Source organism: Mycobacterium sp. NTMscope_Eco_3 (assembly GCF_976985685.1).
Window position 1 is genome coordinate 4,014,960 of record NZ_CDRJYZ010000001.1, and the last position, 23,149, is coordinate 4,038,108.

General features: G+C 67.9%; 24 protein-coding genes. 17 read left to right on the forward strand and 7 right to left on the reverse strand.

Going from position 1 to position 23,149, the window contains the following annotated elements; all coding sequences use genetic code 11:
- Positions 1 to 10 precede the first annotated feature (10 nt).
- The 17 genes from AC0KTM_RS18505 (at position 11) to nuoN (ending at position 17,320) form a co-directional block, all read left to right on the forward strand.
- A complete protein-coding gene (locus AC0KTM_RS18505) occupies positions 11 to 424 on the forward strand; it encodes a nuclear transport factor 2 family protein (protein WP_225326404.1) in 414 nt (137 codons plus the stop codon).
- Between the two features lie 32 nt (positions 425 to 456).
- Entirely contained in the window at positions 457 to 993 is a 537-nt protein-coding gene (locus AC0KTM_RS18510) for a YceI family protein (protein ID WP_225326403.1), read from the forward strand.
- Between the two features lie 53 nt (positions 994 to 1,046).
- A complete protein-coding gene (locus AC0KTM_RS18515) occupies positions 1,047 to 1,460 on the forward strand; it encodes an Rv3143 family two-component system response regulator (RefSeq protein WP_225326402.1) in 414 nt (137 codons plus the stop codon).
- Positions 1,461 to 1,766: 306 nt separating this feature from the next.
- Positions 1,767 to 2,144 carry an NADH-quinone oxidoreductase subunit A gene (locus AC0KTM_RS18520; RefSeq protein WP_225326574.1) on the forward strand — a complete coding sequence of 126 codons (378 nt, stop codon included), beginning with the start codon at positions 1,767 to 1,769 and terminating at the stop codon, positions 2,142 to 2,144.
- Positions 2,145 to 2,152: 8 nt separating this feature from the next.
- A complete protein-coding gene (locus AC0KTM_RS18525) occupies positions 2,153 to 2,707 on the forward strand; it encodes a NuoB/complex I 20 kDa subunit family protein (RefSeq protein ID WP_225326401.1) in 555 nt (184 codons plus the stop codon).
- The gene (locus AC0KTM_RS18530) at positions 2,704 to 3,411 is read left to right on the forward strand and encodes an NADH-quinone oxidoreductase subunit C (RefSeq protein ID WP_225326400.1); all 708 of its coding nucleotides are present in this window, start codon (positions 2,704 to 2,706) and stop codon (positions 3,409 to 3,411) included. Before AC0KTM_RS18525 ends, AC0KTM_RS18530 begins: the two co-directional genes overlap by 4 nt.
- Positions 3,411 to 4,736, forward strand: coding sequence for an NADH dehydrogenase (quinone) subunit D (nuoD, locus tag AC0KTM_RS18535; protein ID WP_225326399.1), 1,326 nt, complete (start codon positions 3,411 to 3,413; stop codon positions 4,734 to 4,736). The genes AC0KTM_RS18530 and nuoD overlap by 1 nt, the downstream gene beginning before the upstream one ends.
- A complete protein-coding gene (nuoE, locus tag AC0KTM_RS18540) occupies positions 4,733 to 5,491 on the forward strand; it encodes an NADH-quinone oxidoreductase subunit NuoE (RefSeq protein ID WP_225326398.1) in 759 nt (252 codons plus the stop codon). Before nuoD ends, nuoE begins: the two co-directional genes overlap by 4 nt.
- Entirely contained in the window at positions 5,488 to 6,828 is a 1,341-nt protein-coding gene (gene nuoF / locus AC0KTM_RS18545) for an NADH-quinone oxidoreductase subunit NuoF (RefSeq protein ID WP_472416345.1), read from the forward strand. Before nuoE ends, nuoF begins: the two co-directional genes overlap by 4 nt.
- Positions 6,829 to 6,835: 7 nt before the next feature.
- Complete coding sequence (locus AC0KTM_RS18550; RefSeq protein ID WP_472416347.1) at positions 6,836 to 9,253, forward strand: NADH-quinone oxidoreductase subunit G; 2,418 nt, start codon at positions 6,836 to 6,838, stop codon at positions 9,251 to 9,253.
- An 8-nt stretch (positions 9,254 to 9,261) separates the two neighbouring features.
- Positions 9,262 to 10,533, forward strand: coding sequence for an NADH-quinone oxidoreductase subunit NuoH (gene nuoH, locus AC0KTM_RS18555; protein WP_472417513.1), 1,272 nt, complete (start codon positions 9,262 to 9,264; stop codon positions 10,531 to 10,533).
- Positions 10,526 to 11,071, forward strand: a complete 546-nt coding sequence (gene nuoI, locus AC0KTM_RS18560; protein WP_225326395.1) for an NADH-quinone oxidoreductase subunit NuoI — start codon at positions 10,526 to 10,528, stop codon at positions 11,069 to 11,071. The genes nuoH and nuoI overlap by 8 nt, the downstream gene beginning before the upstream one ends.
- Positions 11,068 to 11,892, forward strand: coding sequence for an NADH-quinone oxidoreductase subunit J (locus tag AC0KTM_RS18565; protein ID WP_472416349.1), 825 nt, complete (start codon positions 11,068 to 11,070; stop codon positions 11,890 to 11,892). The genes nuoI and AC0KTM_RS18565 overlap by 4 nt, the downstream gene beginning before the upstream one ends.
- Entirely contained in the window at positions 11,889 to 12,188 is a 300-nt protein-coding gene (nuoK, locus tag AC0KTM_RS18570; RefSeq protein WP_008259456.1) for an NADH-quinone oxidoreductase subunit NuoK, read from the forward strand. Before AC0KTM_RS18565 ends, nuoK begins: the two co-directional genes overlap by 4 nt.
- A gap of 10 nt (positions 12,189 to 12,198) precedes the next feature.
- Positions 12,199 to 14,094, forward strand: a complete 1,896-nt coding sequence (gene nuoL, locus AC0KTM_RS18575) for an NADH-quinone oxidoreductase subunit L (protein WP_472416351.1) — start codon at positions 12,199 to 12,201, stop codon at positions 14,092 to 14,094.
- A 5-nt stretch (positions 14,095 to 14,099) separates the two neighbouring features.
- The gene (locus AC0KTM_RS18580) at positions 14,100 to 15,734 is read left to right on the forward strand and encodes an NADH-quinone oxidoreductase subunit M (protein WP_238957361.1); all 1,635 of its coding nucleotides are present in this window, start codon (positions 14,100 to 14,102) and stop codon (positions 15,732 to 15,734) included.
- A complete protein-coding gene (gene nuoN, locus AC0KTM_RS18585; RefSeq protein ID WP_238956619.1) occupies positions 15,731 to 17,320 on the forward strand; it encodes an NADH-quinone oxidoreductase subunit NuoN in 1,590 nt (529 codons plus the stop codon). Before AC0KTM_RS18580 ends, nuoN begins: the two co-directional genes overlap by 4 nt.
- A gap of 19 nt (positions 17,321 to 17,339) precedes the next feature.
- On the opposite strand, the gene AC0KTM_RS18590 is transcribed toward nuoN, so the two are convergent.
- From AC0KTM_RS18590 to AC0KTM_RS18620, 7 genes are all read right to left on the reverse strand, one after another.
- Complete coding sequence (locus AC0KTM_RS18590; RefSeq protein WP_238956620.1) at positions 17,340 to 17,807, reverse strand: hypothetical protein; 468 nt, start codon at positions 17,805 to 17,807, stop codon at positions 17,340 to 17,342.
- The gene (locus AC0KTM_RS18595; protein ID WP_238956621.1) at positions 17,800 to 19,062 is read right to left on the reverse strand and encodes a DUF58 domain-containing protein; all 1,263 of its coding nucleotides are present in this window, start codon (positions 19,060 to 19,062) and stop codon (positions 17,800 to 17,802) included. Before AC0KTM_RS18595 ends, AC0KTM_RS18590 begins: the two co-directional genes overlap by 8 nt.
- 7 nt (positions 19,063 to 19,069) lie before the next feature.
- Complete coding sequence (locus AC0KTM_RS18600) at positions 19,070 to 20,047, reverse strand: AAA family ATPase (protein ID WP_225326389.1); 978 nt, start codon at positions 20,045 to 20,047, stop codon at positions 19,070 to 19,072.
- Positions 20,048 to 20,066: 19 nt separating this feature from the next.
- Complete coding sequence (locus AC0KTM_RS18605) at positions 20,067 to 20,549, reverse strand: hypothetical protein (protein WP_225326388.1); 483 nt, start codon at positions 20,547 to 20,549, stop codon at positions 20,067 to 20,069.
- Entirely contained in the window at positions 20,546 to 21,493 is a 948-nt protein-coding gene (locus AC0KTM_RS18610) for a DUF4129 domain-containing protein (protein ID WP_472416354.1), read from the reverse strand. The genes AC0KTM_RS18605 and AC0KTM_RS18610 overlap by 4 nt, the downstream gene beginning before the upstream one ends.
- A 157-nt stretch (positions 21,494 to 21,650) precedes the next feature.
- Entirely contained in the window at positions 21,651 to 22,517 is an 867-nt protein-coding gene (locus AC0KTM_RS18615) for an SDR family NAD(P)-dependent oxidoreductase (RefSeq protein WP_472416355.1), read from the reverse strand.
- Positions 22,514 to 23,116: a TetR/AcrR family transcriptional regulator gene (locus tag AC0KTM_RS18620; protein WP_225326385.1), complete on the reverse strand. Its 603-nt coding sequence runs from the start codon at positions 23,114 to 23,116 to the stop codon at positions 22,514 to 22,516. Before AC0KTM_RS18620 ends, AC0KTM_RS18615 begins: the two co-directional genes overlap by 4 nt.
- Positions 23,117 to 23,149: the final 33 nt, after the last annotated feature.

Here is a 23,149-nt window from a genome sequence, read left to right on the forward strand (position 1 = left end):
GAGCCGTGCCATGCCCGCTTCCCGCGCAGAAGCGGTCGTCGAGGCCGCCAACCGCCTGTTCACCGCGATCGAGCGAAGCGATGTCGCGGCGGTCGAGGCGATGTGGAGCGACGACATCGCGGTGTGGCGCGTCGGCTCGCGCCGCGACCCCCTCCAAACAGACGACAAGGCCCGGGCGATGCGGGTCATCGGCTGGTTCATCGGCGCGACCACGCAGCGCCGCTACGAGATTCTCGACCGGCAGTTCTTCGATGACGGCTCGGCTCAAGGCTTCGTCCAGCAGCACGTCCTGCACGCCACCGGGCATGCGGGGCAATCGATCTCGCTGCGGGTCTGCATCGTGATCAGGGTGGGCAGTCACGGCCTCATCGAACGCATCGACGAATATTTCGATCCCGCCGGGATCGCGCCGTTGATGGATTGAGGCTAGATTCGCCACAAGGCATGGGGGTGACGATGACGACTTTGGAGACACTGCTTCACGATCCCGACATGGCCGGCGCGTGGAACCTGGTTCCGGATCGCTCGGCCATCACGTTCAAGGTCGGCAACATGTGGGGGCTGGTGAACGTCAAAGGCCGCTTCACCGACTTCACCGGTGACGGCCAACTGACCGGCCAGGGAGCGGTTTTCGGGCGCGTCGACATCCGGGCCGCATCACTGGACACCGGGATCGGCCTTCGCGACAAACACCTGCGGTCGCCCGACTTCTTCGACGTCGACCGGTTCGGGGAGATCAACGTCGTCGTCACCGCGCTGCACCCGACGACGGGCAAGGCGGCCGACGTTCGGGCCAACTTCACCATCAAGGGCATCACCGCGGAGCTGCCGCTGCCCGTCACGATCTCCGAGCTCGACGACGGCTCGATCCGGATCGCCGGCGAAACCACCCTCGATCGGGGCCGTTTCGACCTGGGTTGGAACCGGCTCGGCATGATGAGCTCGACGGTGACCGCGGCGGCGGAGGCCATCTTCGTGCGCGAATCGCATTGAGATTTCCGCGGGCACCCCGCTAAACCCGCGGCGACCCCAGTAGCATCTGCACCGTGGCCGACTCCACCCCCCAATCCAGCGTCGCCCTGCGGATCCTCGTCTACAGCAGCAACGCCCACACCCGCGAACGGGTGATGCGCGCGCTGGGCAAGCAGCTGCACCCGGATTTGCCCGAGTTGAGCTACGTCGAGGTGGCGACCGGCCCGATGGTGGTGCGGACAATGGACCAGGGCGGCATCGACTTGGCCATCCTGGACGGCGAAGCCACCCCGACGGGCGGCATGGGAATCGCGAAACAGCTCAAGGACGAACTCGAGACCTGCCCGCCGCTGGTCGTGCTCACCGGGCGTCCCGACGATGCGTGGTTGGCGTCCTGGTCGCGCGCCGAGGGCGCGGTGCCGCACCCCATCGACCCCATCCTGCTGGGCCGCACCGTCCTCAATTTGCTGCGAACCCCGGTTCGCTGACCCACGCGAAGCCGCGCCCTGCCGCGGCTTTTGCCCTCCGGTGACCGCCTGCGGCGGTCCTGACCGCGTGGGCGCCGCCTCCCGCCGTTGATCCCGGCGCGCGTCCCGAACGCGTCGCCTCCCGAGTTCGCGCAGCACAGCACGCGCGCGGTGGCCCAATACTGCAAAACGCCCACCCCGGGCAAGCGCACCGCACGCCGCGACGCTATGTTGAAGATCACTGTGACGGGCTTCAGACCCAGTTCGTCACAGCAGCCCGGTTACCGCCTGGCCGCCGCAGGCGGCTCGTACGGATCATGGAGCGAATTGAACGTCTACATACCCATCCTGGTGCTCGGTGCGATTGCCGCCGCCTTTGCCGTGGGCTCGGTGGTGATCGCGAGCCTGGCCGGCCCGTCACGTTTCAACAAGTCGAAGATGGCGGCGTACGAGTGTGGAATCGAACCCACCGCGACCCCGGTGAGCGGCCCACAGGCGACGGCGGGACAGCGGTTTCCGGTGAAGTACTACCTGACCGCGATGCTTTTTATCGTCTTCGACATCGAGATCGTGTTCCTGTATCCGTGGGCGGTCAGCTACGACGCGCTGGGCACGTTCGCTCTGGTCGAAATGGTGGTGTTCATGCTCACGGTTTTCGTGGCCTACGCCTATGTGTGGCGCCGCGGCGGCCTGACGTGGGATTGAGGTAAGACGTGGGTCTTGAGGAACAGCTGCCCGGCGGGATTCTGCTGTCCACGGTCGAGAAGGTGGCGGGCTACGTCCGCAAGAACTCGCTGTGGCCGGCGACGTTCGGGTTGGCCTGCTGCGCCATCGAGATGATGGCAACCGCCGGGCCAAGATTCGACATCGCGCGGTTCGGCATGGAGCGCTTCTCGGCCACCCCGCGGCAGGCCGACCTGATGATCGTCGCCGGGCGGGTCAGCCAGAAGATGGCACCGGTGCTGCGCCAGATCTATGACCAGATGGCCGAGCCGAAATGGGTGCTGGCCATGGGCGTGTGCGCGTCGTCGGGCGGAATGTTCAACAACTACGCGGTGGTCCAGGGCGTGGATCACGTGGTCCCGGTGGACATCTACCTGCCCGGATGCCCGCCGCGACCGGAGATGCTGCTGTACGCAATCCTGAAGCTGCACGAGAAGATTCAGGACATGCCGCTGGGCGTCAACCGCGAAGACGCCATCGCCGAAGCCGAACAGGCGGCGCTGTCGGCCCGGCCCACCATCGAGATGCGCGGACTGCTGCGATGAGCTCGCCGGACCAGGACCCGAAAGAAGCAATCAGCGGCGCCGACGAAGAAGTCATCGACGTGCGCCGCGGCATGTTCGGCGTCAACGGCTCCGGTGACACGTCCGGCTACGGGCGGCTGGTGCGCGAAGTCCTGCTTCCGGGCAGCAGCCCGCGGCCCTACGGCGGCTATTTCGACGAGCTGGTCGACGGCCTGGCCGAGGCGCTGAAAAAGGGCGGCGTCGAATTCACCGACGCGATAGAAAAAGTCGTGGTGTACCGCGACGAGCTCACCCTGCACGTGCGCCGCGAGGCGCTGCCGCAGGTCGCCCAGCGCCTTCGCGACGAACCGCAACTGCGTTTCGAAATGTGCCTGGGGGTCAGCGGGGTGCACTACCCGCACGAGGCGGGCCGCGAGCTGCACGCGGTGTACCCGCTGCAGTCGATCACGCACACCCGCCGCGTCCGCCTGGAAGTGTCTGCGCCCGACGGTGATCCACACATCCCGTCGCTGTTCGGCATCTATCCGACGACCGACTGGCACGAGCGTGAGACCTATGACTTCTTCGGCATCATCTTCGACGGTCACCCGTCGCTGACCCGCATCGAAATGCCCGACGACTGGCACGGACATCCGCAGCGCAAGGACTACCCCCTCGGCGGGATTCCCGTCGAATACAAAGGCGCACAGATACCCCCGCCCGACGAGCGGAGAGCGTACAACTGATGAGCACCACCACAGAATCGACGCACGACGGCGCCGGCGAGACACTCGTGGTCGCCGGCGGCCAGGACTGGGACAAGGTCGTCGAAGCCGCCCGCAATGCCGATCCCGGCGAACGCATCGTCGTCAACATGGGTCCCCAGCACCCGTCCACGCACGGGGTGCTGCGGCTGATCCTGGAGATCGAGGGCGAGACGGTCACCGACGCACGCTGCGGGATCGGGTACTTGCACACCGGTATCGAAAAGAACCTCGAATACCGCTACTGGACCCAGGGCGTCACCTTCGTGACCCGGATGGATTACCTCGCACCGTTTTTCAACGAGACCGCCTACTGCCTGGGTGTGGAGAAACTGCTCGGCATCACCGACCAGATACCCGAGCGCGTCGACGTCATCCGCGTGTTGATGATGGAGCTCAACCGGATTTCGTCGCACCTGGTGGCCCTGGCCACCGGCGGCATGGAACTGGGCGCCATGACCCCGATGTTCGTCGGCTTCCGGGGCCGCGAGATCGTCCTGACCCTGTTCGAATCGATCACCGGCTTGCGCATGAACAGCGGCTACATCCGGCCCGGCGGCGTGGCCCAAGACCTGCCGCCCAACGCGCAGACCGAGATCGCCGAGGCCCTCGAGCCGCTGCGCCAAGTGCTGCGCGAAATGAGCGGTCTGCTCAACGAGAACGCCATCTGGAAGGCCCGCACCCAGGACGTCGGCTACCTGGACTTGACGGGGTGCATGGCGCTGGGCATCACCGGACCGATCCTGCGCGCCACCGGGCTCCCGCACGATCTGCGCAAGAGCGAACCGTACTGCGGATACGAAAACTACGAATTCGACGTAATCACCGAGGACACGTGTGATGCTTACGGGCGCTACATGATTCGTGTGAACGAGATGTGGGAGTCGATCAAGATCGTCGAGCAGTGTCTGGACAAGTTGAAGCCGGGCCCGACCATGGTTGAGGACCGCAAGATCGCCTGGCCGGCCGACTTGAAGGTGGGACCCGACGGCATGGGCAACTCGCCGGAGCACATCGCCAAGATCATGGGCGGCTCGATGGAGGCCCTGATCCACCACTTCAAACTGGTCACCGAGGGCATCAGGGTCCCTCCCGGCCAGGTGTACACCGCGGTCGAGTCGCCGCGCGGGGAACTCGGCGTGCACATGGTCAGCGACGGCGGCACCCGGCCCTACCGGGTGCATTACCGAGACCCCTCGTTCACCAACCTGCAGTCGGTCGCCGCGATGTGCGAGGGCGGGATGGTCGCCGACCTGATCACCTCGGTCGCCAGCATCGACCCGGTCATGGGCGGGGTGGACCGGTGACCGGCCCGCAGGGACAGCCGGTCTTCCTCCGGCTCGGCCCGCCGCCCGACGAGCCCAACGCGTTCGTGGTCGAGGGCGCGCCCACGTCGTATCCGCCCGAGGTGCGGGCCCGGCTCGAGGTCGACGCCAAGGAGATCATGGGCCGCTACCCCGAGAAGCGCTCGGCGCTGCTGCCGTTGCTGCACCTGGTGCAGGCTCAGGACTCCTACCTGACACCGGCGGGCCTGGAGTTCTGCGGCGAGCAGCTCGGACTCAGCGGGGCCGAGGTGTCGGCGGTGGCGAGCTTCTACACCATGTATCGCCGCGGCCCAACCGGCGATTACCTGGTGGGCGTCTGCACCAACACGTTGTGCGCCGTCATGGGCGGCGACGCCATTTTCGATGCCCTGAAAGAACATCTGGGCATCGGCAACGACGAGACGACCCCCGACGGATCGGTCACCCTGCAACACATCGAATGCAATGCCGCCTGCGACTACGCGCCCGTGGTGATGGTGAACTGGGAGTTCTTCGACAACCAGACCTGCGAGTCGGCGCGCGAACTCGTCGACTCGCTGCGTTCCGGTCAGCCCAAGCCCCCCACCCGCGGTGCGCCGCTGTGCGCCTTCCGGGAGACGTCGCGCATCCTGGCCGGCTTGCCCGACGAGCGGCCCGACCAGGGGCAGGGCGGCGCCGGTGCCGCGACCCTGGCCGGCCTGAAGGTAGCCAAGGAACACGGCATGGCTGCGCCCAGCGCGCCGGAAGGCCAGCAATGACAACCACTTCCGAGTCGTCGGGCGCCACGCCGCTCACTCCGGTGCTCAGTCGCTTCTGGGACGACCCCGAGTCCTGGACGCTGCAGACCTACCGCCGCCACGGCGGCTACGAGGCGATGAAGAAGGCGCTGGGGATGGAGCCCGACGCGGTGATCGGGTTGGTGAAGGATTCCGGGCTGCGTGGGCGCGGCGGCGCCGGCTTCTCGACCGGGACCAAGTGGTCGTTCATCCCGCAGGGCGACACCGGCGCGGCCGCCAAACCGCACTACCTGGTGGTCAACGCCGACGAGTCCGAACCTGGTACGTGCAAAGACATTCCGCTGATGCTGGCGACACCGCACGTCCTCGTCGAGGGCGTCATCATCGCCGCCTACGCGATCCGGGCCAACCACGCGTTCATCTATGTGCGCGGCGAGGTGCTGCCGGTGCTGCGCCGCCTGCAGAACGCGGTGGCCGAGGCCTACGCCGCGGGCTATTTGGGGCGTGACATCAACGGCTCGGGGTTCGATCTGGAGCTGGTGGTGCACGCCGGCGCCGGTGCGTACATCTGCGGCGAGGAAACCGCGCTGCTGGATTCGCTGGAGGGCCGACGCGGCCAGCCGCGGCTGCGCCCGCCGTTCCCCGCGGTGGCCGGCCTGTACGGCTGCCCGACGGTGATCAACAACGTCGAGACCATCGCGAGCGTGCCGTCGATCATCGGCAACGGCGTGGACTGGTTCCGCTCGATGGGAAGCGAGAAGTCCCCCGGCTTCACGTTGTATTCGCTGTCCGGGCACGTCACCCGCCCCGGGCAGTACGAGGCCCCGCTGGGAATCACGTTGCGGGAGTTGCTCGCCTACGCCGGCGGGGTGCGGGCCGGTCACCGACTCAAGTTCTGGACGCCCGGCGGCTCGTCCACCCCGCTGCTGACCGACGAGCATCTCGACGTCCCACTGGACTACGAGGGCGTGGGCGGCGCCGGCTCGATGCTGGGCACCAAGGCGCTGGAGATCTTCGACGAAACCACCTGCGTGGTGCGTGCGGTGCAGCGCTGGACGTACTTCTACAAGCACGAATCATGCGGCAAATGCACGCCGTGCCGCGAGGGCACCTTCTGGCTGGACAAGATCTACGAGCGGCTGGAGGCCGGCACCGGCACGCCCGAGGACCTCGACAAGCTGCTGGACATTTCCGACTCCATCTTGGGTAAAGCGTTCTGCGCCTTGGGCGATGGCGCCGCCAGCCCCGTCATGTCGTCGATCCAGTACTTCCGCGACGAGTACGTCGCCCATGTCGAGGGCGGCGGATGCCCGTTCGATCCACGAGACTCCATGCTGACGGCGAACGGAAAGGCATGACGAGCTGATGACGAGCCTTGCCAAAACCGAGACCGGCAACGAGGCGCGCCCGCCTGAGATGGTGACACTGACCATCGACGACATCGAAATCAGCGTTCCCAAGGGCACTTTGGTGATCCGCGCCGCCGAATTGATGGGCATCCAGATCCCACGGTTCTGCGACCACCCGCTGCTCGAGCCGGTCGGCGCCTGCCGGCAGTGCCTGGTCGAGGTCGAGGGCCAACGCAAGCCGATGGCCTCGTGCACCACCGTGGCCACCGACGACATGGTGGTACGCACCCAGCTCACCTCCGAGGCCGCCGACAAGGCGCAGCACGGCGTGATGGAGCTGCTGCTGATCAACCATCCGCTCGACTGCCCGATGTGCGACAAGGGCGGCGAATGCCCGCTGCAGAACCAGGCAATGTCCAACGGGCGGGCCGATTCTCGCTTCACCGACGACAAGCGCACCTTCGCCAAGCCGATCAACATCTCCTCGCAGGTGCTGTTGGACCGCGAGCGCTGCATCCTGTGCGCGCGCTGCACGCGATTCTCCGAACAGATCGCCGGCGACCCCTTCATCGACATGCAGGAGCGGGGCGCGCTGCAGCAGGTCGGCATCTACGCCAATGAGCCGTTCGACTCGTACTTCTCGGGCAACACGGTGCAGATCTGCCCGGTGGGCGCGCTGACCGGGACCGCCTACCGGTTCCGGGCGCGACCTTTCGATCTGGTCTCCAGCCCGAGCGTCTGCGAACACTGCGCCTCCGGGTGCGCACAGCGCACCGATCACCGCCGCGGCAAGGTGCTGCGCCGGCTGGCCGGCGACGACCCGGAAGTCAACGAGGAGTGGAATTGCGACAAGGGCCGGTGGGCGTTCAATTACGCAACCCAGCCCGACGTGATCACCACTCCCCTGGTTCGCGATGCCGACGGCTCGCTGCAACCGGCGTCGTGGTCGCACGCGATCGCCGTCGCGACGCAGGGCCTCGAAGCCGCGCGCGGGCGCGCCGGGGTGCTCGTCGGCGGCCGGGCGACCTTGGAGGACGCCTACGCATACTCCAAGTTCGCGCGAATCGTCCTGGACAGCAACGACATCGACTTCCGGGCCCGCTCGAGCTCGGCCGAAGAGGCCGACTTCTTGGCGGCGCGCATCGCCGGCAGGCCGATCGCCGTCAGCTACGCCGACCTGGAATCGGCTCCGGTGGTCGTGCTGGTCGGGTTCGAGCCCGAGGACGAGTCGCCCATCGTGTTCCTGCGGCTGCGCAAGGCTGCCCGCAAACACGGGTTGCCGGTCTTCGCGGTGGCGCCGTTCGCCAGCCGGGCGCTGGACAAGATGTCCGGCCGGCTGATCAAGACCGTGCCCGGCGCCGAAGCCTCGGCGCTGGACGGCCTAGCCACCGGCGAGGTGGGCGACCTGCTGTCCACCCCGGGCGCGGTCATCATGGTCGGCGAACGTCTGGCCACCGTGCCCGGCGGATTGTCCGCGGCGGCCCGGCTCGCCGACACCACCGGCGCTCGCCTTGCCTGGGTGCCGCGACGGGCCGGTGAGCGGGGTGCGCTGGACGCCGGTGCGCTGCCCGGGTTGCTACCCGGCGGGCGCCCGGTGGACGACGACACCGCCCGGGCCCAGGTCGCGCAGGCGTGGAACGTGTCCGAATTGCCTTCCGGCCGTGGGCGTGACGTCCACGGCATCCTGAGCGCCGCGACCGACGGAACGCTGGGCGCGCTGCTGGTGGGCGGTGTCGAGCCCGACGACTTCGCCGACCCGCAAGCGGTGCTGGCGGCGCTGGACGGCGCCGGCTTCGTGGTCAGCCTGGAGGTGCGGCACAGCGCGGTCACCGAACGCGCCGATGTGGTGTTCCCCGTCGCGTCGACGACACAGAAGGCTGGCGCGTTCGTCAACTGGGAAGGCCGCTTCCGGCCGTTCGAGGCCGCGCTGCGCGGCACCGCCCAGCAGGCCGGACAGTCCGACCACCAGGTGCTCGACGCGCTGGCCGACGAGATGGGCGTCTATCTGGGAATGTCGGACGTCGACACTGCCCGCCAGGAAATGGCCGCGCTACGGCACTGGGACGGCAAGCGCGCCGCGAACCCGGCCGTCGCCGCCCCGGACCCTGTCCAGCCCGGCGCGGGACAAGCGGTGTTGGCCGGCTGGCGGATGTTGCTGGACAACGCCCGAATGCAAGACGGTGAGCCACATCTGGCGGGAACCGCGCGCAAACCCGTGGTGCGGCTGTCCGCGGAGACCGCCGCAGAGATCGGCGCCGCCGACGGCGACGCGGTGACCGTCAGCACGTCACGCGGATCCGTCAGCCTGCCGCTGGTCGTCACCGACATGCCCGACCGGGTGGTGTGGCTCCCGCTGAACTCGTCGGCGTCGGCGGTGCACCGCCAGCTCGGCGTCACCCTGGGCAGCACAGTGAACATCGGAGTGGGAAAGTGACTACCGGCTTGACCGCCTTCGGGCACGACACCTGGTGGCTGGTGCTCGGCAAGGCGCTGGCGATCTTCGTGTTCCTCATGCTCAACGTGCTGGTCGCGATTCTGCTCGAACGCAAGATCCTCGGCTGGATGCAGCGGCGCCCCGGACCCAACCGCGCCGGCCCCTGGGGCGTCCTGCAGAGCCTGGCCGACGGAATCAAGTTGGCGCTCAAGGAAACCATCACCCCCGGCGGTGTCGACAAGTTCGTCTACTTCGCGGCGCCGGTCATCTCCACGATCCCGGCGTTCACCGCGTTCGCGTTCATTCCGTTCGGCCCCGTGGTGTCGGTGTTCGGCCACCGCACGCCGCTGCAGCTGACCGACCTCCCGGTCGCGGTGCTGTTCATCCTGGGGCTGTCCGCGATCGGCGTGTACGGAATCGTGTTGGGCGGCTGGGCATCCGGGTCGACCTACCCACTGCTGGGCGGGGTGCGCTCCACCGCCCAGGTCATCTCCTACGAGGTGGCGATGGGGCTGTCGTTCGCGGCGGTGTTCCTCTACGCCGGCTCCATGTCGACGTCACAGATCGTCTCCGCGCAGGACCACGTCTGGTACGTGTTCCTGCTGCTGCCGTCGTTCGTGATCTATCTGATCTCGATGGTCGGTGAAACCAACCGGGCGCCATTCGATTTGCCCGAGGCCGAGGGTGAACTGGTCGCGGGATTCCACACCGAGTACTCGTCGCTGAAGTTCGCGATGTTCATGCTGGCCGAGTACGTCAACATGATGACGGTCTCCTCGCTCGCCACCATCTTGTTCTTCGGTGGCTGGCACGCGCCGTGGCCACTGAACATGTGGGCGGGCGCCAACACCGGGTGGTGGCCGGTGCTCTGGTTCGCCGCCAAGATGTGGACGTTCTTGTTCATCTACTTCTGGCTGCGGGCCTCGCTGCCCCGGCTGCGCTACGACCAGTTCATGGGACTGGGCTGGAAGCTGCTGATCCCGGCCTCGCTGGTCTGGGTGCTGATCGCGGCGGTGGTCCGCACGCTGCGCAACCAGGGGTATGCGCACTGGACCCCGGTGCTGGTGGTCAGCAGCGTCGTGTTCGCCACGGCGCTCGTGCTGTTGCTGCGAAAACCGTTCAGCGCGCCGGGTATTCGCGCGTTGGAGCGCCAGCTGCGGCGCGACGCGAAGAAACTGCCCGCCGCATCGATCTCCACACCGGTATTCCCGACACCGCCGCTGCCGGCGACGACCCAGAAGTCGTTGGCGGCTGCGAGCAAGGAGAAAGCACGTGGCTAAATTCTTGGACGCCATCGCCGGATTCGGCGTGACGTTCGGATCGATGTTCAAAAAGAATGTCACCGAGGAGTATCCCGAAAAGCCGGGCCCGGTCATGCCGCGCTACCACGGCCGTCACCAGCTCAACCGTTATCCGGACGGCCTGGAGAAATGCATCGGCTGCGAGCTGTGCGCGTGGGCGTGCCCGGCGGACGCGATCTACGTCGAGGGCGCCGACAACACCGAGGAACTCAGGTATTCGCCCGGGGAACGCTACGGCCGGGTGTATCAGATCAACTATCTGCGCTGCATCGGCTGCGGCCTGTGCATCGAGGCCTGCCCGACCCGGGCGCTGACGATGACCAACGACTACGAGATGGCCGACGACAACCGCGCCGACCTGATCTATGAGAAGGACCGGCTGCTGGCGCCGCTGCTGCAAGACATGCTCGCGCCGCCGCACCCCAGGACCGACGGCGCCACCGACAAGGACTACTACCAGGGCAACGTGACCGCGCACGGGCTGCGGGACACCCGGCACGCCGGGGACTCCCGGTGACCGGTTTCGCGGGCCACGCCGTCACGTCAGTTCTGGCATCCAGCTTCGCCCACGACACCATCACCCGAACCTCCACCGGCGAAGCGGTGACGTTCTGGGTGCTGGGCGCGCTGGCCGTGCTCGGTGCGCTCGGCGTCGTGGTGGCGGTCAACGCCGTGTACTCGGCGATGTTCCTGGCGATGACGATGATCGTCCTCGCGGTGTTCTACATGATCCAGGACGCGTTGTTCTTGGGCGTCGTTCAGGTCGTGGTCTACACCGGCGCGGTGATGATGCTGTTTTTGTTCGTGCTGATGCTCATCGGCGTGGACTCGGCGGAATCGCTGCGGGAGACGCTGCGGGGGCAGCGCGTCGCCGCGGTGGCCGCCGGTGTCGGGTTCGGCATCCTGCTCATCGCCGCCATCGGCAACGTGTCCACGGGCGGTTTCGCCGGACTGACCACCGCGAACGCCGCCGGCAACGTGGAAGGGCTGGCGGCGCTGATCTTTTCGCGCTACCTCTGGGCGTTCGAGCTCACCAGCGCGCTGCTCATCACGGCGGCGGTCGGGGCCATGGTGCTGGCGCACCGCGAGCGCTTCGAGCGCCGCAAGACACAACGAGAGCTCTCCCAGGAACGATTCCAGCCCGGCGGCCACCCCACCCCGCTGCCCAGCCCCGGCGTCTACGCCCGCCACAACGCCGTCGACGTGGCCGCGCTGCTGCCGGACGGCTCGTACTCGAAGCTGTCGGTGTCGCCGATGCTGCAGAGCCGCGGCGCCGACGGCAAGAAGACCCCGTCCCCCGAGGGGAGCCCGAGTTTGTCACAAGGCGGTGCGTCGTGAATCCCGCGAATTACCTGTACCTTTCGGCGCTGCTGTTCACCATCGGGGCCGCCGGCGTGTTGTTGCGCCGCAACGCCATCGTCATGTTCATGTGCGTCGAGCTGATGCTCAACGCGGTCAACCTCGCGTTCGTCACGTTCGCGCGGATGCACGGCCACCTGGACGGGCAAATGATCGCGTTCTTCACGATGGTGGTGGCCGCCTGCGAAGTGGTCATCGGCCTGGCCATCATCATGACCATTTTCCGTGCCCGCAAATCGGCGTCCGTCGACGACGCGAATCTACTCAAAGGCTGAAGACGCCAAGATGACTCAATACACCTGGCTGCTGGTGGCGCTGCCGTTGGCGGGTGCCACGATCCTGCTGTTCGGCGGGCGGCGCACCGACCGGTGGGGGCACTGGCTGGGCTGCGCTACCGCCCTCGCGGCATTCGGCCTGGGCCTGAGCCTGCTGGGCGAGTTGCTCGGCCGCGCCGCCGACGACCGCGTCATCCACCAAAAGGTGTTCAGCTGGATCCCGGTCGGCCAGCTCCAGGTCGACCTGGGGATGCAGATCGACCAGCTGTCGGTGTGTTTCGTGTTGCTGATCTCCGGGGTCGGCTCGCTGATCCACATCTATTCGGTCGCCTACATGGCCGAAGACCCGGACCGCCGAAGGTTTTTCGGCTACCTCAACCTGTTCCTCGCCTCGATGCTGCTACTCGTCGTCGCCGACAACTACGTGGTGCTCTACGTCGGCTGGGAAGGGGTGGGCCTGGCGTCCTACCTGCTGATCGGGTTCTGGTACCACAAGCCGACGGCGGCCACGGCCGCCAAGAAGGCTTTCGTGATGAACCGGGTCGGCGACGCCGGGCTGGCGCTGGGAATGTTCTTGATGTTCAGCACTTTCGGCACGCTGTCCTACGCCGGGGTGTTCGCCGGGGCTAAGGCCACGGGGCCTGAAAATTCCAGCGCGCTGACCGCCATGGGATTGTTGCTGCTGCTCGGCGCCTGCGCCAAGTCCGCCCAGGTACCGCTGCAGGCCTGGCTGGGCGACGCCATGGAGGGCCCCACCCCGGTGTCCGCGTTGATCCACGCCGCCACCATGGTGACCGCCGGGGTGTATCTGATCGTGCGGTCCAACCCGCTGTACAACCTGTCGCCCGACGCCCAACTGGCAGTGGTCATCGTGGGTGCGGTCACGTTGCTGCTCGGGGCCTTCATCGGCTGCGCCAAGGACGACATCAAGCGGGCGCTGGCGGCGTCGACGATGAGCCAGATCGGCTACATGGTGCTGGCCGCCGGCCTGGGTCCGGCCGGCTACGCGTTCGCGATCATGCATCTGCTCACCCACGGGTTCTTCAAGGCCGGGCTGTTCCTCGGATCCGGCGCGGTCATCCACGCGATGGACGAAGAACAGGACATGCGCCGCTACGGCGGCCTGCGCGCGGCGCTGCCGATCACGTTCGCGACGTTCGGCCTGGGATACCTGGCGATCATCGGTGTGCCGCCGTTCGCGGGTTACTTCTCCAAGGACGCCATCATCGAGGCGGCGCTGGCCGCCGGCGGCGTTCGAGGTTACGTGCTGGGCGGGGCGGCGCTGCTGGGTGCGGGCGTCACCGCGTTCTACATGACCCGCGTGATGCTGATGACCTTCTTCGGTAAGAAGCGCTGGGGTCCTGGCACCCACCCGCACGAGGCGCCCGCCCTGATGACGTGGCCCATGATCCTGCTGGCGGTCGGCTCGGTGTTCTCCGGTGGCCTGCTGGCGGTCGGCGGGACCTTGGCGCGCTGGCTCGAGCCGGTCGTCGGGAAACACGAGGAAGTGACCCACGCCTTCCCGGCCTGGGTCAGCAGCGCCCTGGCGCTGGGTGTGGTCGTCGTCGGGATCGCGGTGGCCTACCGGCTTTATGCCACCGCGCCCATCCCCCGGGTGGCTCCGCTGTCGGTCTCCCCCCTGACGACCGCCGTCCGCAAGGACTTCTACGGCGATGCCTTCAACGAGGAGGTGTTCATGCGCCCCGGCGCGCAACTGACCCACGCGCTTGTCGAAGTCGACAACGCGGGCGTCGACGGCTCGGTCAACGCGCTGGCGGCGCTGGTGAGCCAGACGTCAAATCGCCTGCGGGGACTGCAAACCGGCTTCGCCCGCAACTACGCATTGTCCATGCTGACGGGCGCCGTGCTGGTGGTCGCGATGATCCTGGCGGTGAAACTGTGGTGAACTCGCTGAATTCGGTTCCGTGGCTCAGCGTGCTGTGGCTGGTCCCGCTCGCCGGCTCCGTGCTGATCATCCTGATGCCGCCCGGGCTGCGACAGCTCGCCAAGTGGACCGGACTGATCTTCGGCGTCCTGACCCTCGCGGTCGCGGTCGTCGTCACCCTCGGGTTCAAAACCGGGGGCGCGCCGTACCAGTTCGTCGAAAAGCACCAGTGGATCCCGGCTTTCGGCGCCGGCTACACCCTGGGCGTGGACGGCATCGCGGTGGTGCTGGTGCTGCTGACCGCGGTGCTGATCCCGGTGCTGCAGGTGGCCGGCTGGAACGACGGTGGCGAACGCACGCAAGACGATGGTGACGACCTGCTGCGCCCGGCTTCGCCGAGCTTGCAATCGTCACGCGGTGTGCACGCCTACATCGCGCTGACGCTGGCCATCGAATCCATGGTGCTGATCTCGGTGATCGCGCTGGACGTGCTGCTGTTCTACGTGTTCTTCGAAGCGATGCTCATTCCGATGTACTTCCTGATCGGCGGCTTCGGCGGGGGGCCGGGCCGCTCACGCGCGGCCGTGAAGTTCTTGCTGTACAACCTGTTCGGCGGGCTGATCATGCTGGCCGCGGTGATCGGGCTGTACGTGGTGACCTCGCAGCACGGGTCGGGCACGTTCGACTTCCGTGAGATCGTCGCCGGTGTCGCCTCCGGACGCTACGGGGCGGACTCCGCGGTGTTCAAGGCGCTGTTCCTGGGCTTCATGTTCGCGTTCGCGATCAAGGCCCCGCTGTGGCCGTTCCACCGCTGGCTGCCCGACGCCGCGGTCGAGGCCACCCCGGCGACCGCGGTGCTGATGATGGCGGTGATGGACAAGGTCGGCACCTTCGGCATGTTGCGCTACTGCCTGCAGCTGTTTCCCGACGCCTCAACGTATTTCCGTCCGCTGATCGTCGTGCTGGCGGTCATCGGGGTGGTCTACGGGGCGGTCGTCGCCATCGGTCAGACCGACATCATGCGCCTGATCGCCTACACGTCGATCTCGCACTTCGGGTTCATCATCCTGGGCATCTTCGTGATGACCAGCCAGGGCCAGAGCGGGTCGACGCTGTACATGCTCAACCACGGGCTGTCCACGGCGGCGGTCTTCCTGATCGCCGGCTTCCTGATATCGCGGCACGGCAGCCGGGCGATCGCCGACTACGGCGGCGTGCAGAAGGTGGCGCCCATCCTGGCGGGTACCTTCCTGGTCTCGGCCATGGCCACCCTGTCACTGCCCGGCCTGGCCCCGTTCATCAGCGAATTCCTGGTCCTGCTGGGGACTTTCAACCGGTATTGGCTGGCCGCCGGATTCGGCGTCACCGCGCTGGTGCTGTCGGCCGTATATATGTTGTGGCTCTACCAGCGCGTGATGACCGGGCCGGTGGCCGCCGGCAACGAGAAGATCGGCGACCTGAGGGCGCGCGAATTGGTCGTCGTCGCACCGTTGATCGCGCTGCTGCTCGTGCTCGGGATCTATCCCAAGCCCGTGCTCGACATCATCAATCCCGCCGTCGAGAACACCATGACCACCATCGGCCAGCACGACCCCAAACCGACTGTGCCGGTGGGAAATCCCAGGCCAGCCGAAGCCCGGACCGCTGAAGGACCGCGATGACCCTCCCCACCCCCAGCATCCAGTACTTCCTGCTGTCCCCCACCCTCATCGTGTTCGGCATCGCCGTGGTGGGGGTCCTCGCTGAAGCGTTCCTGCCCAGGCGCATTCGCTACAGCGGCCAAGTGACGCTTGCCCTCGGCGGTTTGATCGCGGCGTTCGTCGCCGTCATCGCCGTGAGCCGCTCGATCAAGAGCTCCGGGCGGGCCGCGGTGCTGGGCGCCATGGCCATCGACCGGCCGACGCTGTACCTGCAGGGCACCGTGCTGCTGGTCGCGGTGATGGCGGTCATCTTCATCGCCGAACGCACCCAAACCAAAGCGGAAAGCAGGGTTTCGGTCGCGGCCGGCTCCGGCGGCACGGGAGGCCTGGACTCGTTCACCCCGCAGGCGTCCGCGGTGCCCGACAGCGACGCCGAGCGGGCGGCCGAGCGGGCGGGTGCCGCCCAGACGGAGCTCTTCCCGCTGGCGATGCTCTCGGTCGGCGGCATGATGGTCTTCCCGGCGTCCAATGACCTGCTGACCATGTTCGTCGCGCTGGAAGTGTTGTCCCTGCCGCTGTACCTGATGTGCGGCCTGGCCCGTCACCGCCGCCTGCTGTCACAGGAAGCGGCCATGAAGTACTTTCTGCTGGGCGCGTTTTCGTCGGCGTTCTTCCTTTACGGGGTGGCGCTGCTGTATGGCGCGACCGGCACGCTGCTGCTGACCGGTATCCGGGATGCGCTGGCCGCGCGCGGCGACAGCTCGCTGGCGCTGGTCGGTGTCGCGCTGCTGTCGGTCGGCCTGCTGTTCAAGGTCGGCGCCGTGCCGTTCCACTCGTGGATTCCCGACGTGTATCAGGGCGCCCCCACCCCCATCACGGGGTTCATGGCGGCGGCCACCAAGGTCGCGGCTTTCGGTGCGCTGCTTCGGGTGATCTACGTCGCGCTGCCGCCGCTGCACGATCAGTGGCGGCCGGTGCTGTGGGCGATTTCCATCCTGACCATGGCGGTGGGGACCATCACCGCGGTGAACCAGACCGACGTCAAACGGATGCTGGCCTACTCGTCGGTCGCCCACGTCGGATTCATCCTCACCGGCGTCATCGCCGACAACCACGCCGGCCTGTCCTCCACGTTGTTCTATTTGCTCGCCTACAGCTTCAGCACCGTGGGCGCGTTCGCCATCGTGGGCCTGATCCGCGACGACGACGGTGTCGAGGACGCCGCGCTGTCGCACTGGGCCGGGCTGGGACAGCGCTCACCCATTGTGGGCGTGATGTTTTCGATGTTCTTATTGGCTTTCGCCGGCATCCCGCTGACCAGTGGGTTCGTCAGTAAACTCGCCGTGTTCAAGGCCGCTGCCCAGGGGGGCGCCGCGCCCCTGGTGATCGTCGGTGTGGTCGCCAGCGGCGTCGCCGCCTACTTCTACGTGCGGGTGATCGTGTCGATGTTCTTCACCGAGGCAACCGAGGACACCCCGCACGTGGTGGCCCCGGGCATCCTGAGCAAGGCCGCGATCGCGGTCTGCGCCGCGGTCACAGTGGTGCTGGGCATCTTCCCGCAGCCACTGCTCGACCTGGCCGATCACGCCGCGCATCTGCTGCACTGAGCAAGCGTCGGGGCCGCGGTCAGGCCAGGAACGGCCGGATCGCCAACAGGTAGATCACCAGCGCCCCCAGCGGGGCGGCCAGCGGCAGCCACGGCAACTGCAGCGGAAACGACGTCGCGGCCAGGCCGGCGAACGTAAACCCCACGGCGGCAACGGCCGTCGGCCAGCTGCTCAGCACCACCGGGGCGGCCGCGCCGACCGCATGGCGGCACACCAGGTAGGCGGCCGCACACAACCCGGAGAGCGCGACGAACACGAGCGGCGGATCGGACAGCACGACCGTCGCGACCGCCAGCAGCACGGCAACCGTCGCGGCGGAACGGAAGACCGTCCCCACAGCGACCCCAATCAGCGCCGCCACCCACGCGGCCACCGCGAACCCGTGCGAACCGCCGGCCGCCGCCAACCCCACCATGAGCACACCGAACCCGGTCGCGAACGCGGGCGCCCCCACCCGCGCCAGCGCCCCCGTGCCACCGCTATCCACGAAGCCTCCCGCGCACCCGGCGGCGGCGATCGGGCAGCACACCCATCGACTGCTCGAGACCGCTGTCGCCTCGCCACGACACGATGTCCACACCGATGGTGGCCATGTCGCGATACATCGCGGAGCGCTGCAGCGCCCACATCCGATCGACCAACGGATCCTGGTCGTCCTCGAAGGGCGAACTGTCGAGGATGTCCACGGCCAACACGACATGGCCCCGCTTCCGCAAATCGATGAGGGCGAGCGCGAATTCGGTGTCGAGCAGCGTGGAGAACGCGATGACGATCGCCCCGGCCGGGACCGCCGCGCGGGGCGCCAATGTGCCGGTGGTGCGTTCGAATCGGTCGCCCGCGCCGAGCACGGTGTCGAGCACCCGATAAAACTGGCGCTGCCCGATGTCGGCGCCGAGCCAGCGCGGACGGTTGCCCCCGAGCGCGACGATCCCGGCCCGATCACCGTGCCGCAACGCGGTCTGCACCACTTGCGCCGCGCCCCGCACGACCCGCTCGGTCGCCGCGGTCGCCGGTCCCGCCGGCTGCCGGTACCCGTCGATCAGCACCACCACATCGGCCGCGCGGTCGGTCAACCGCTCGGTGACATGTAGCTGGCCGCGGCGCGCGCTCACCGGCCAATTCACCGCGCGCAGTTGGTCTCCGGGCACGTAGGGGCGAATGTCGGCGTATTCCACGCCGGGGCCGATGTGCCGGGTCAGGTGTGCGCCCAGCCGGTCGAGGAGTTCGGTCTGCGGGATGGGCGTCGCCTGCGGCGGCGTCAGCGGAAACACGATGACCTCCGCGGCGTCGACGAGGGCCGTGCCGGTGAGCAGCCCACCCCGGGCGGTCGCGTCGAGGCGGGCCGCGATCGAGTACCGGCCCCACCGCTGCGCCGTCGCCGTGACCGTGATCTGCTGGCCCCCATCGGAATCGGGGATCTCGAGATCCATCCCCTCGACGTCCGGGATCGTGAGCCGGACGGCCGACAGCCCTTCCTCTTCGTCGGTGATCCACACCCGTAGGTGCGCCTGTTCGTTTTCGAAGCATCGCTGCGCGTCGGGCGCGCCGTGCACGCGAATTGCCGGCACCGGCCGCTGCCAGCTGATCGAACACAGCACGCCGAGCAGCGGCGCCGCGAACGCGATCAGCTGCCACCGGGCGCCGATGACGGCCGCGGCCATCGCAAACCCCGCGCAGGTGGCGATCGCCCGCGTCAATCCCGATGCACGCCAGTGGAACTCGACCCCGTGGCTTTGCGTCACGCCGGACTCATCCCGTCTCCTGCGGGCTGGCGCCGGTGCGCGGTACCGGCAGCCGGTGCAACAGCTCACCGATGACGTCGGCTCCCTGGATCTTTCGCACCCACATTTCCGGGCGCAGGGTGATGCGGTGCGCGACCGCCGCGGTGGCGAGTGCCTTGACGTCCTCGGGGATCACGTAGTCGCGGCCGAGCAGCAGCGCGCGGGCGCGGGCGAGCTGCACCAGATCGAGTTCGGCGCGGGGGCTGGCGCCGACCGCGACCTGCGGATGGTGCCGCGTCGCGTTGGCCAGTGAGACCACGTAATGCAGGACGTCTTCGTGCACGGTCACCTGCTCGACCGATTCCCGCATCGCCAGCAGGTCGTGCGCGTCCACGACCTGATTGACCGTCGGCTCGGCCGACCCGCGTTCGAGGCGACGGCGCAACATCGAGGTCTCGTCGCGCTCGTTGAGATACCGCAGTTCGAGCCGGATCGCGAACCGATCGAGCTGCGCCTCGGGCAGCGGGTACGTGCCCTCGTACTCGATCGGGTTGTCGGTGGCCAGCACGATGAAAGGCCTTGACAGTTGGTGTGTTTCGCCGTCGATGCTGACCTGGCGTTCGGCCATCGCCTCCAGCAGCGCCGCCTGCGTTTTCGGCGGCGTGCGGTTGATCTCGTCGGCGAGCAACAGGTTGGTGAAGATCGGTCCGGGCCGGAACGCGAAGCGGCCCGATTGCATGTCGTAGATCGTCGACCCGAGCAGGTCCGCCGGCAACAGATCGGGGGTGAACTGCACACGGGTGAATTGCAGGCCCAGCGCGGCCGCGAAGGATCTCGCGATCAGCGTCTTGCCGAGGCCCGGCAGGTCCTCGATGAGGATGTGGCCGCGGGCGAGAACCGCGGTGAGGATGAGCTTGAGCGCGGAGCGCTTTCCCACCACCACGCGTTCGATCTCGTCGAGAATCGCCTCGCAGTGTGCGGTCGTGGTTGCCGCCGGCAGCGTCATGTCTGAATCGCGCCTTCCGTCATACCTGTTCCAACTTTCGCAGGATCTCTTCCAAGGCCGCCCTGCCCGGCCCCGGTTGGCGGTCGCCGTTGCGGATGACGTTGTTGGGGTTGACCCATTCCCACAATTCGACACCGAAGAGCATTCGACCGGTCGCGTGGAACGCCGCGGGATCCTTGGCTTGCCGTTGGCCCGTGGCGATTTCATACCGTCGGGCCAGCATCGGGCGCAGATGCCGATCCCAGTCGGCCCGGGTGGCCTCCGCCCAGCGGATCGTCGTCTCGGTGGTGGAAAGCCAGCGGCGCAACGAATCCCCGAGGTCGTCGGCGTCCGCCTCGGCCCCGGTTTGGTGCCCGCGTCCCAGGGTGCGCCGCATGCTGAGCAGCACCAGGGCCAGCCCAATGCCGGAGGCAGCCAACACGAATCGGCGGTCATGCTGCGTCAGCGCCAGCACCTCGATACCGATGATGAGGCAAATACCCAGGGCCGTGGTCTTTTTCATGCCGCGCTCCGCGCTCCCAGTTCGTCGAGGACCAGGCGAAGCACGTGCACGGCCACGTCGCGGTGACCTTCGTTCATCACGTGCGGACTGAACCGCGCCTCGGTGAACAGGTTCACCAGTTGTACTGCGTTATCGGCGTGCAGGGCACGGTGTTCGACCGCACGGGCCAACACCTCGGACGGGGTGTCGAAGTCCTGGGGCACGGCGCCGGGAACATGTGCGAGTTCGCGTTCCATTGCGGCGTAGCACGCGATGATCGCCTCGCGCGGTTCGCGGCGCAGGTCCGTCATCTCGGCCAGTCCACGCTCGGCCGCCCGCGCCAGTGACTTCGAACGCGCCGCGGCCGCCGGGGGTTCGGCCGGCTCGTCGGCGATGCGGGGCGCCACCGGGCGCCACCGTCGCCTCGCCGCGGCGACCGTTCCGGCGACGGTCACCAACAGCATCGCGGCCGTGCTGGCGAGCAGCACGCCGAGCATGTTCTGCGAGCCGTCGCGCGGCCGCTGCCGATGCTGCTGGTGCGGTGGTGGCGAGCCCGCATGCGACGGCGGCGGGGCCCCCGTCTCGGACGCCGACGGCGCCGGCCCGATGCCGTGAGGCCCCACGAGGCGGGTCAGCAAGATCACGATCAGCAGCCAGACCACGATCACCCCGAGGCCGATCAGCAACACGCGCCAACTCGGTCGGCCCCTTCCGGTGCCCAGCATGTCGGACAGTGCACCCGCGGACGGCGCGGGCGCACGCGGGTCCCGCAACCGCGCGACGACCGCAATCGCGACCAATGCCAGCATCGCCGCCAAAATCGCGACCACGAGCACCATCGCCGCCCGGCCCCCCGACTCGCTGCGGACCGCATGCTGCGGAGCCGGGAGATACCCGCGCAGGGCGGCCGCGACCACGAGTAGGAGAACGATCAGGGCCACGACCCGCCCTGTCGGCTTGTCCATACCAGGCATGGGGCACACCACTCAACCGGTTGCCTGCCGCCGTTGCGGCACTGGCTTTGCTCATACTTGCACGTCAGACGGCCCTAGGGCCAGGACTGGGGCCGAGGCACAAGCTGCACGCCGTGATCATCAACGCGGTCACGGCCACCACCCCGGCTTAGTCCAGCGCGAACGGCCGGAAACTGCCGTCGAGCACCTGCAGGTGACCGATGGTGCGTCCGGTGACCTTGGCAGGGTCGACAAGGGCCAATTCCACTGCCGCGCGGGCGAATTCGTCCGCCGAGGCGGTGTCGTCGAAGTTGCGGGCATAGTAGGAGAGGCCCGGCGTGAGGATCGGTTTGGACGGCGAGAGCGCGTTGACCGCGATGTTGTGGTCGGTGAGATCGAATGCCGCGCACTGGGTCAGATGCTCGAGCGCGGCCTTGGATCCGCCGTACCCGGGCAGCACTCCGCCGCTGCGGTCGGCGTAGGGGCCGTCACCGGGCAGTCGCGACGCCACCGAGGTGATGTTGATGATCGAGCCGCCACCCGCCTCGATCATGTCGGGGCACACCATTTGCATCAGCTCGTAAGCCGCAAAGACCGCGATGTCGAAATGCCGGCGATACGCGTGCAAGGGTGTGCTGACGAACCCCGGCCAGCCGGGCTTGGCGCCGCTGGGCTTTGCGGGTTTCGCGCGCGGCTCGGCGCCGGGCACCGGTGGGCGTCCCGGCGCGGTGAAGGCCGCATTGTTGACCAGAATCGCGATGGGGCCCAACGCGTCTCGCGCCGATGCCACCAACCGGGCGATCTCGTCACGGTCGGTCAAATCGGCCCGCACCGCGACGGCACGTCCGCCCGCCGCCTCGATGTCGGCGACCGTCTCACCGATGGTTCCCGGCAGCCGCTCATCCCAGACCTCTTCGGTGCGCCCGCCGACGGCCACCGCGGCCCCCTCGGCGGCCAGCGCCAGCGCGATCGCCCGGCCCAGGCCGCGGCTGGCGCCGGTGACGATCGCGGCGCGCCCCGCGAGCCGGCCCGTCATCGACGCACCCCGTGCACGACGATGGCCGTGGTCTGTTCCACCCACGCATCGTCGAGCGCTTCTTCCGGGCGCAGCAGCATCCGCAGCATCGTCGCTCCCCCGATCAACTCGATCAACCGGTCCGGATCCACATCGGGATGGGCTTCGCCCCGGTCAACCGCCTCACGCAGCCGCAGCCGCACCGCGGTGAACAAGTCCACGAATCTCGACATCACCCGCGCGTTGAGCGCGGGATCGGCCGTCATGTCGGCGACCAGGCCGGGCAGCGCGGCGCGCACCACCGGGGTGGTGAACACGTCGCGGGTGGCCTCGATCATCATCCGCATGTCGGCGGCGATATCCCCCGCCGGCGCCTCCAGCGCGGTGGGAGCCACCGGGAAGGCCGCCTCGTGCACCAGTTCGGCCTTGCTCGACCATCGCCGGTACAGCGCCGATTTCGTGGTGCCGGCCCGCTCGGCGACCGCGGCCAGACTGATATTTGAATAGCCCGTTTGGACAAGCAGTTCCGCGGTCGCCGATAGGATGGCCGAGTCGATACGCGGATCGCGCGGGCGGCCGGCGCCGGGGGCCTTGTCAAGGCCGGACGGGTCTGCTTTCATAACGCTACCTACCGTATCGTAATTGCCGCGAAA

What these genes read in the sequence shown, in the direction of transcription:
- AC0KTM_RS18505 (WP_225326404.1), top strand. Translation starts at nt 11, where the DNA reads ATGCCCGCTTCCCGCGCAGAAGCGGTCGTCGAGGCCGCCAACCGCCTG.
- AC0KTM_RS18510 (WP_225326403.1), top strand. Translation starts at nt 457, where the DNA reads ATGACGACTTTGGAGACACTGCTTCACGATCCCGACATGGCCGGCGCG.
- AC0KTM_RS18530 (WP_225326400.1), top strand. Translation starts at nt 2,704, where the DNA reads ATGAGCTCGCCGGACCAGGACCCGAAAGAAGCAATCAGCGGCGCCGAC.
- nuoD (WP_225326399.1), top strand. Translation starts at nt 3,411, where the DNA reads ATGAGCACCACCACAGAATCGACGCACGACGGCGCCGGCGAGACACTC.
- nuoF (WP_472416345.1), top strand. Translation starts at nt 5,488, where the DNA reads ATGACAACCACTTCCGAGTCGTCGGGCGCCACGCCGCTCACTCCGGTG.
- AC0KTM_RS18550 (WP_472416347.1), top strand. Translation starts at nt 6,836, where the DNA reads ATGACGAGCCTTGCCAAAACCGAGACCGGCAACGAGGCGCGCCCGCCT.
- nuoL (WP_472416351.1), top strand. Translation starts at nt 12,199, where the DNA reads ATGACTCAATACACCTGGCTGCTGGTGGCGCTGCCGTTGGCGGGTGCC.
- nuoN (WP_238956619.1), top strand. Translation starts at nt 15,731, where the DNA reads ATGACCCTCCCCACCCCCAGCATCCAGTACTTCCTGCTGTCCCCCACC.
- AC0KTM_RS18600 (WP_225326389.1), bottom strand. Translation starts at nt 20,047, where the DNA reads ATGACGCTGCCGGCGGCAACCACGACCGCACACTGCGAGGCGATTCTC.
- AC0KTM_RS18605 (WP_225326388.1), bottom strand. Translation starts at nt 20,549, where the DNA reads ATGAAAAAGACCACGGCCCTGGGTATTTGCCTCATCATCGGTATCGAG.
- AC0KTM_RS18610 (WP_472416354.1), bottom strand. Translation starts at nt 21,493, where the DNA reads ATGGACAAGCCGACAGGGCGGGTCGTGGCCCTGATCGTTCTCCTACTC.
- AC0KTM_RS18615 (WP_472416355.1), bottom strand. Translation starts at nt 22,517, where the DNA reads ATGACGGGCCGGCTCGCGGGGCGCGCCGCGATCGTCACCGGCGCCAGC.
- AC0KTM_RS18620 (WP_225326385.1), bottom strand. Translation starts at nt 23,116, where the DNA reads ATGAAAGCAGACCCGTCCGGCCTTGACAAGGCCCCCGGCGCCGGCCGC.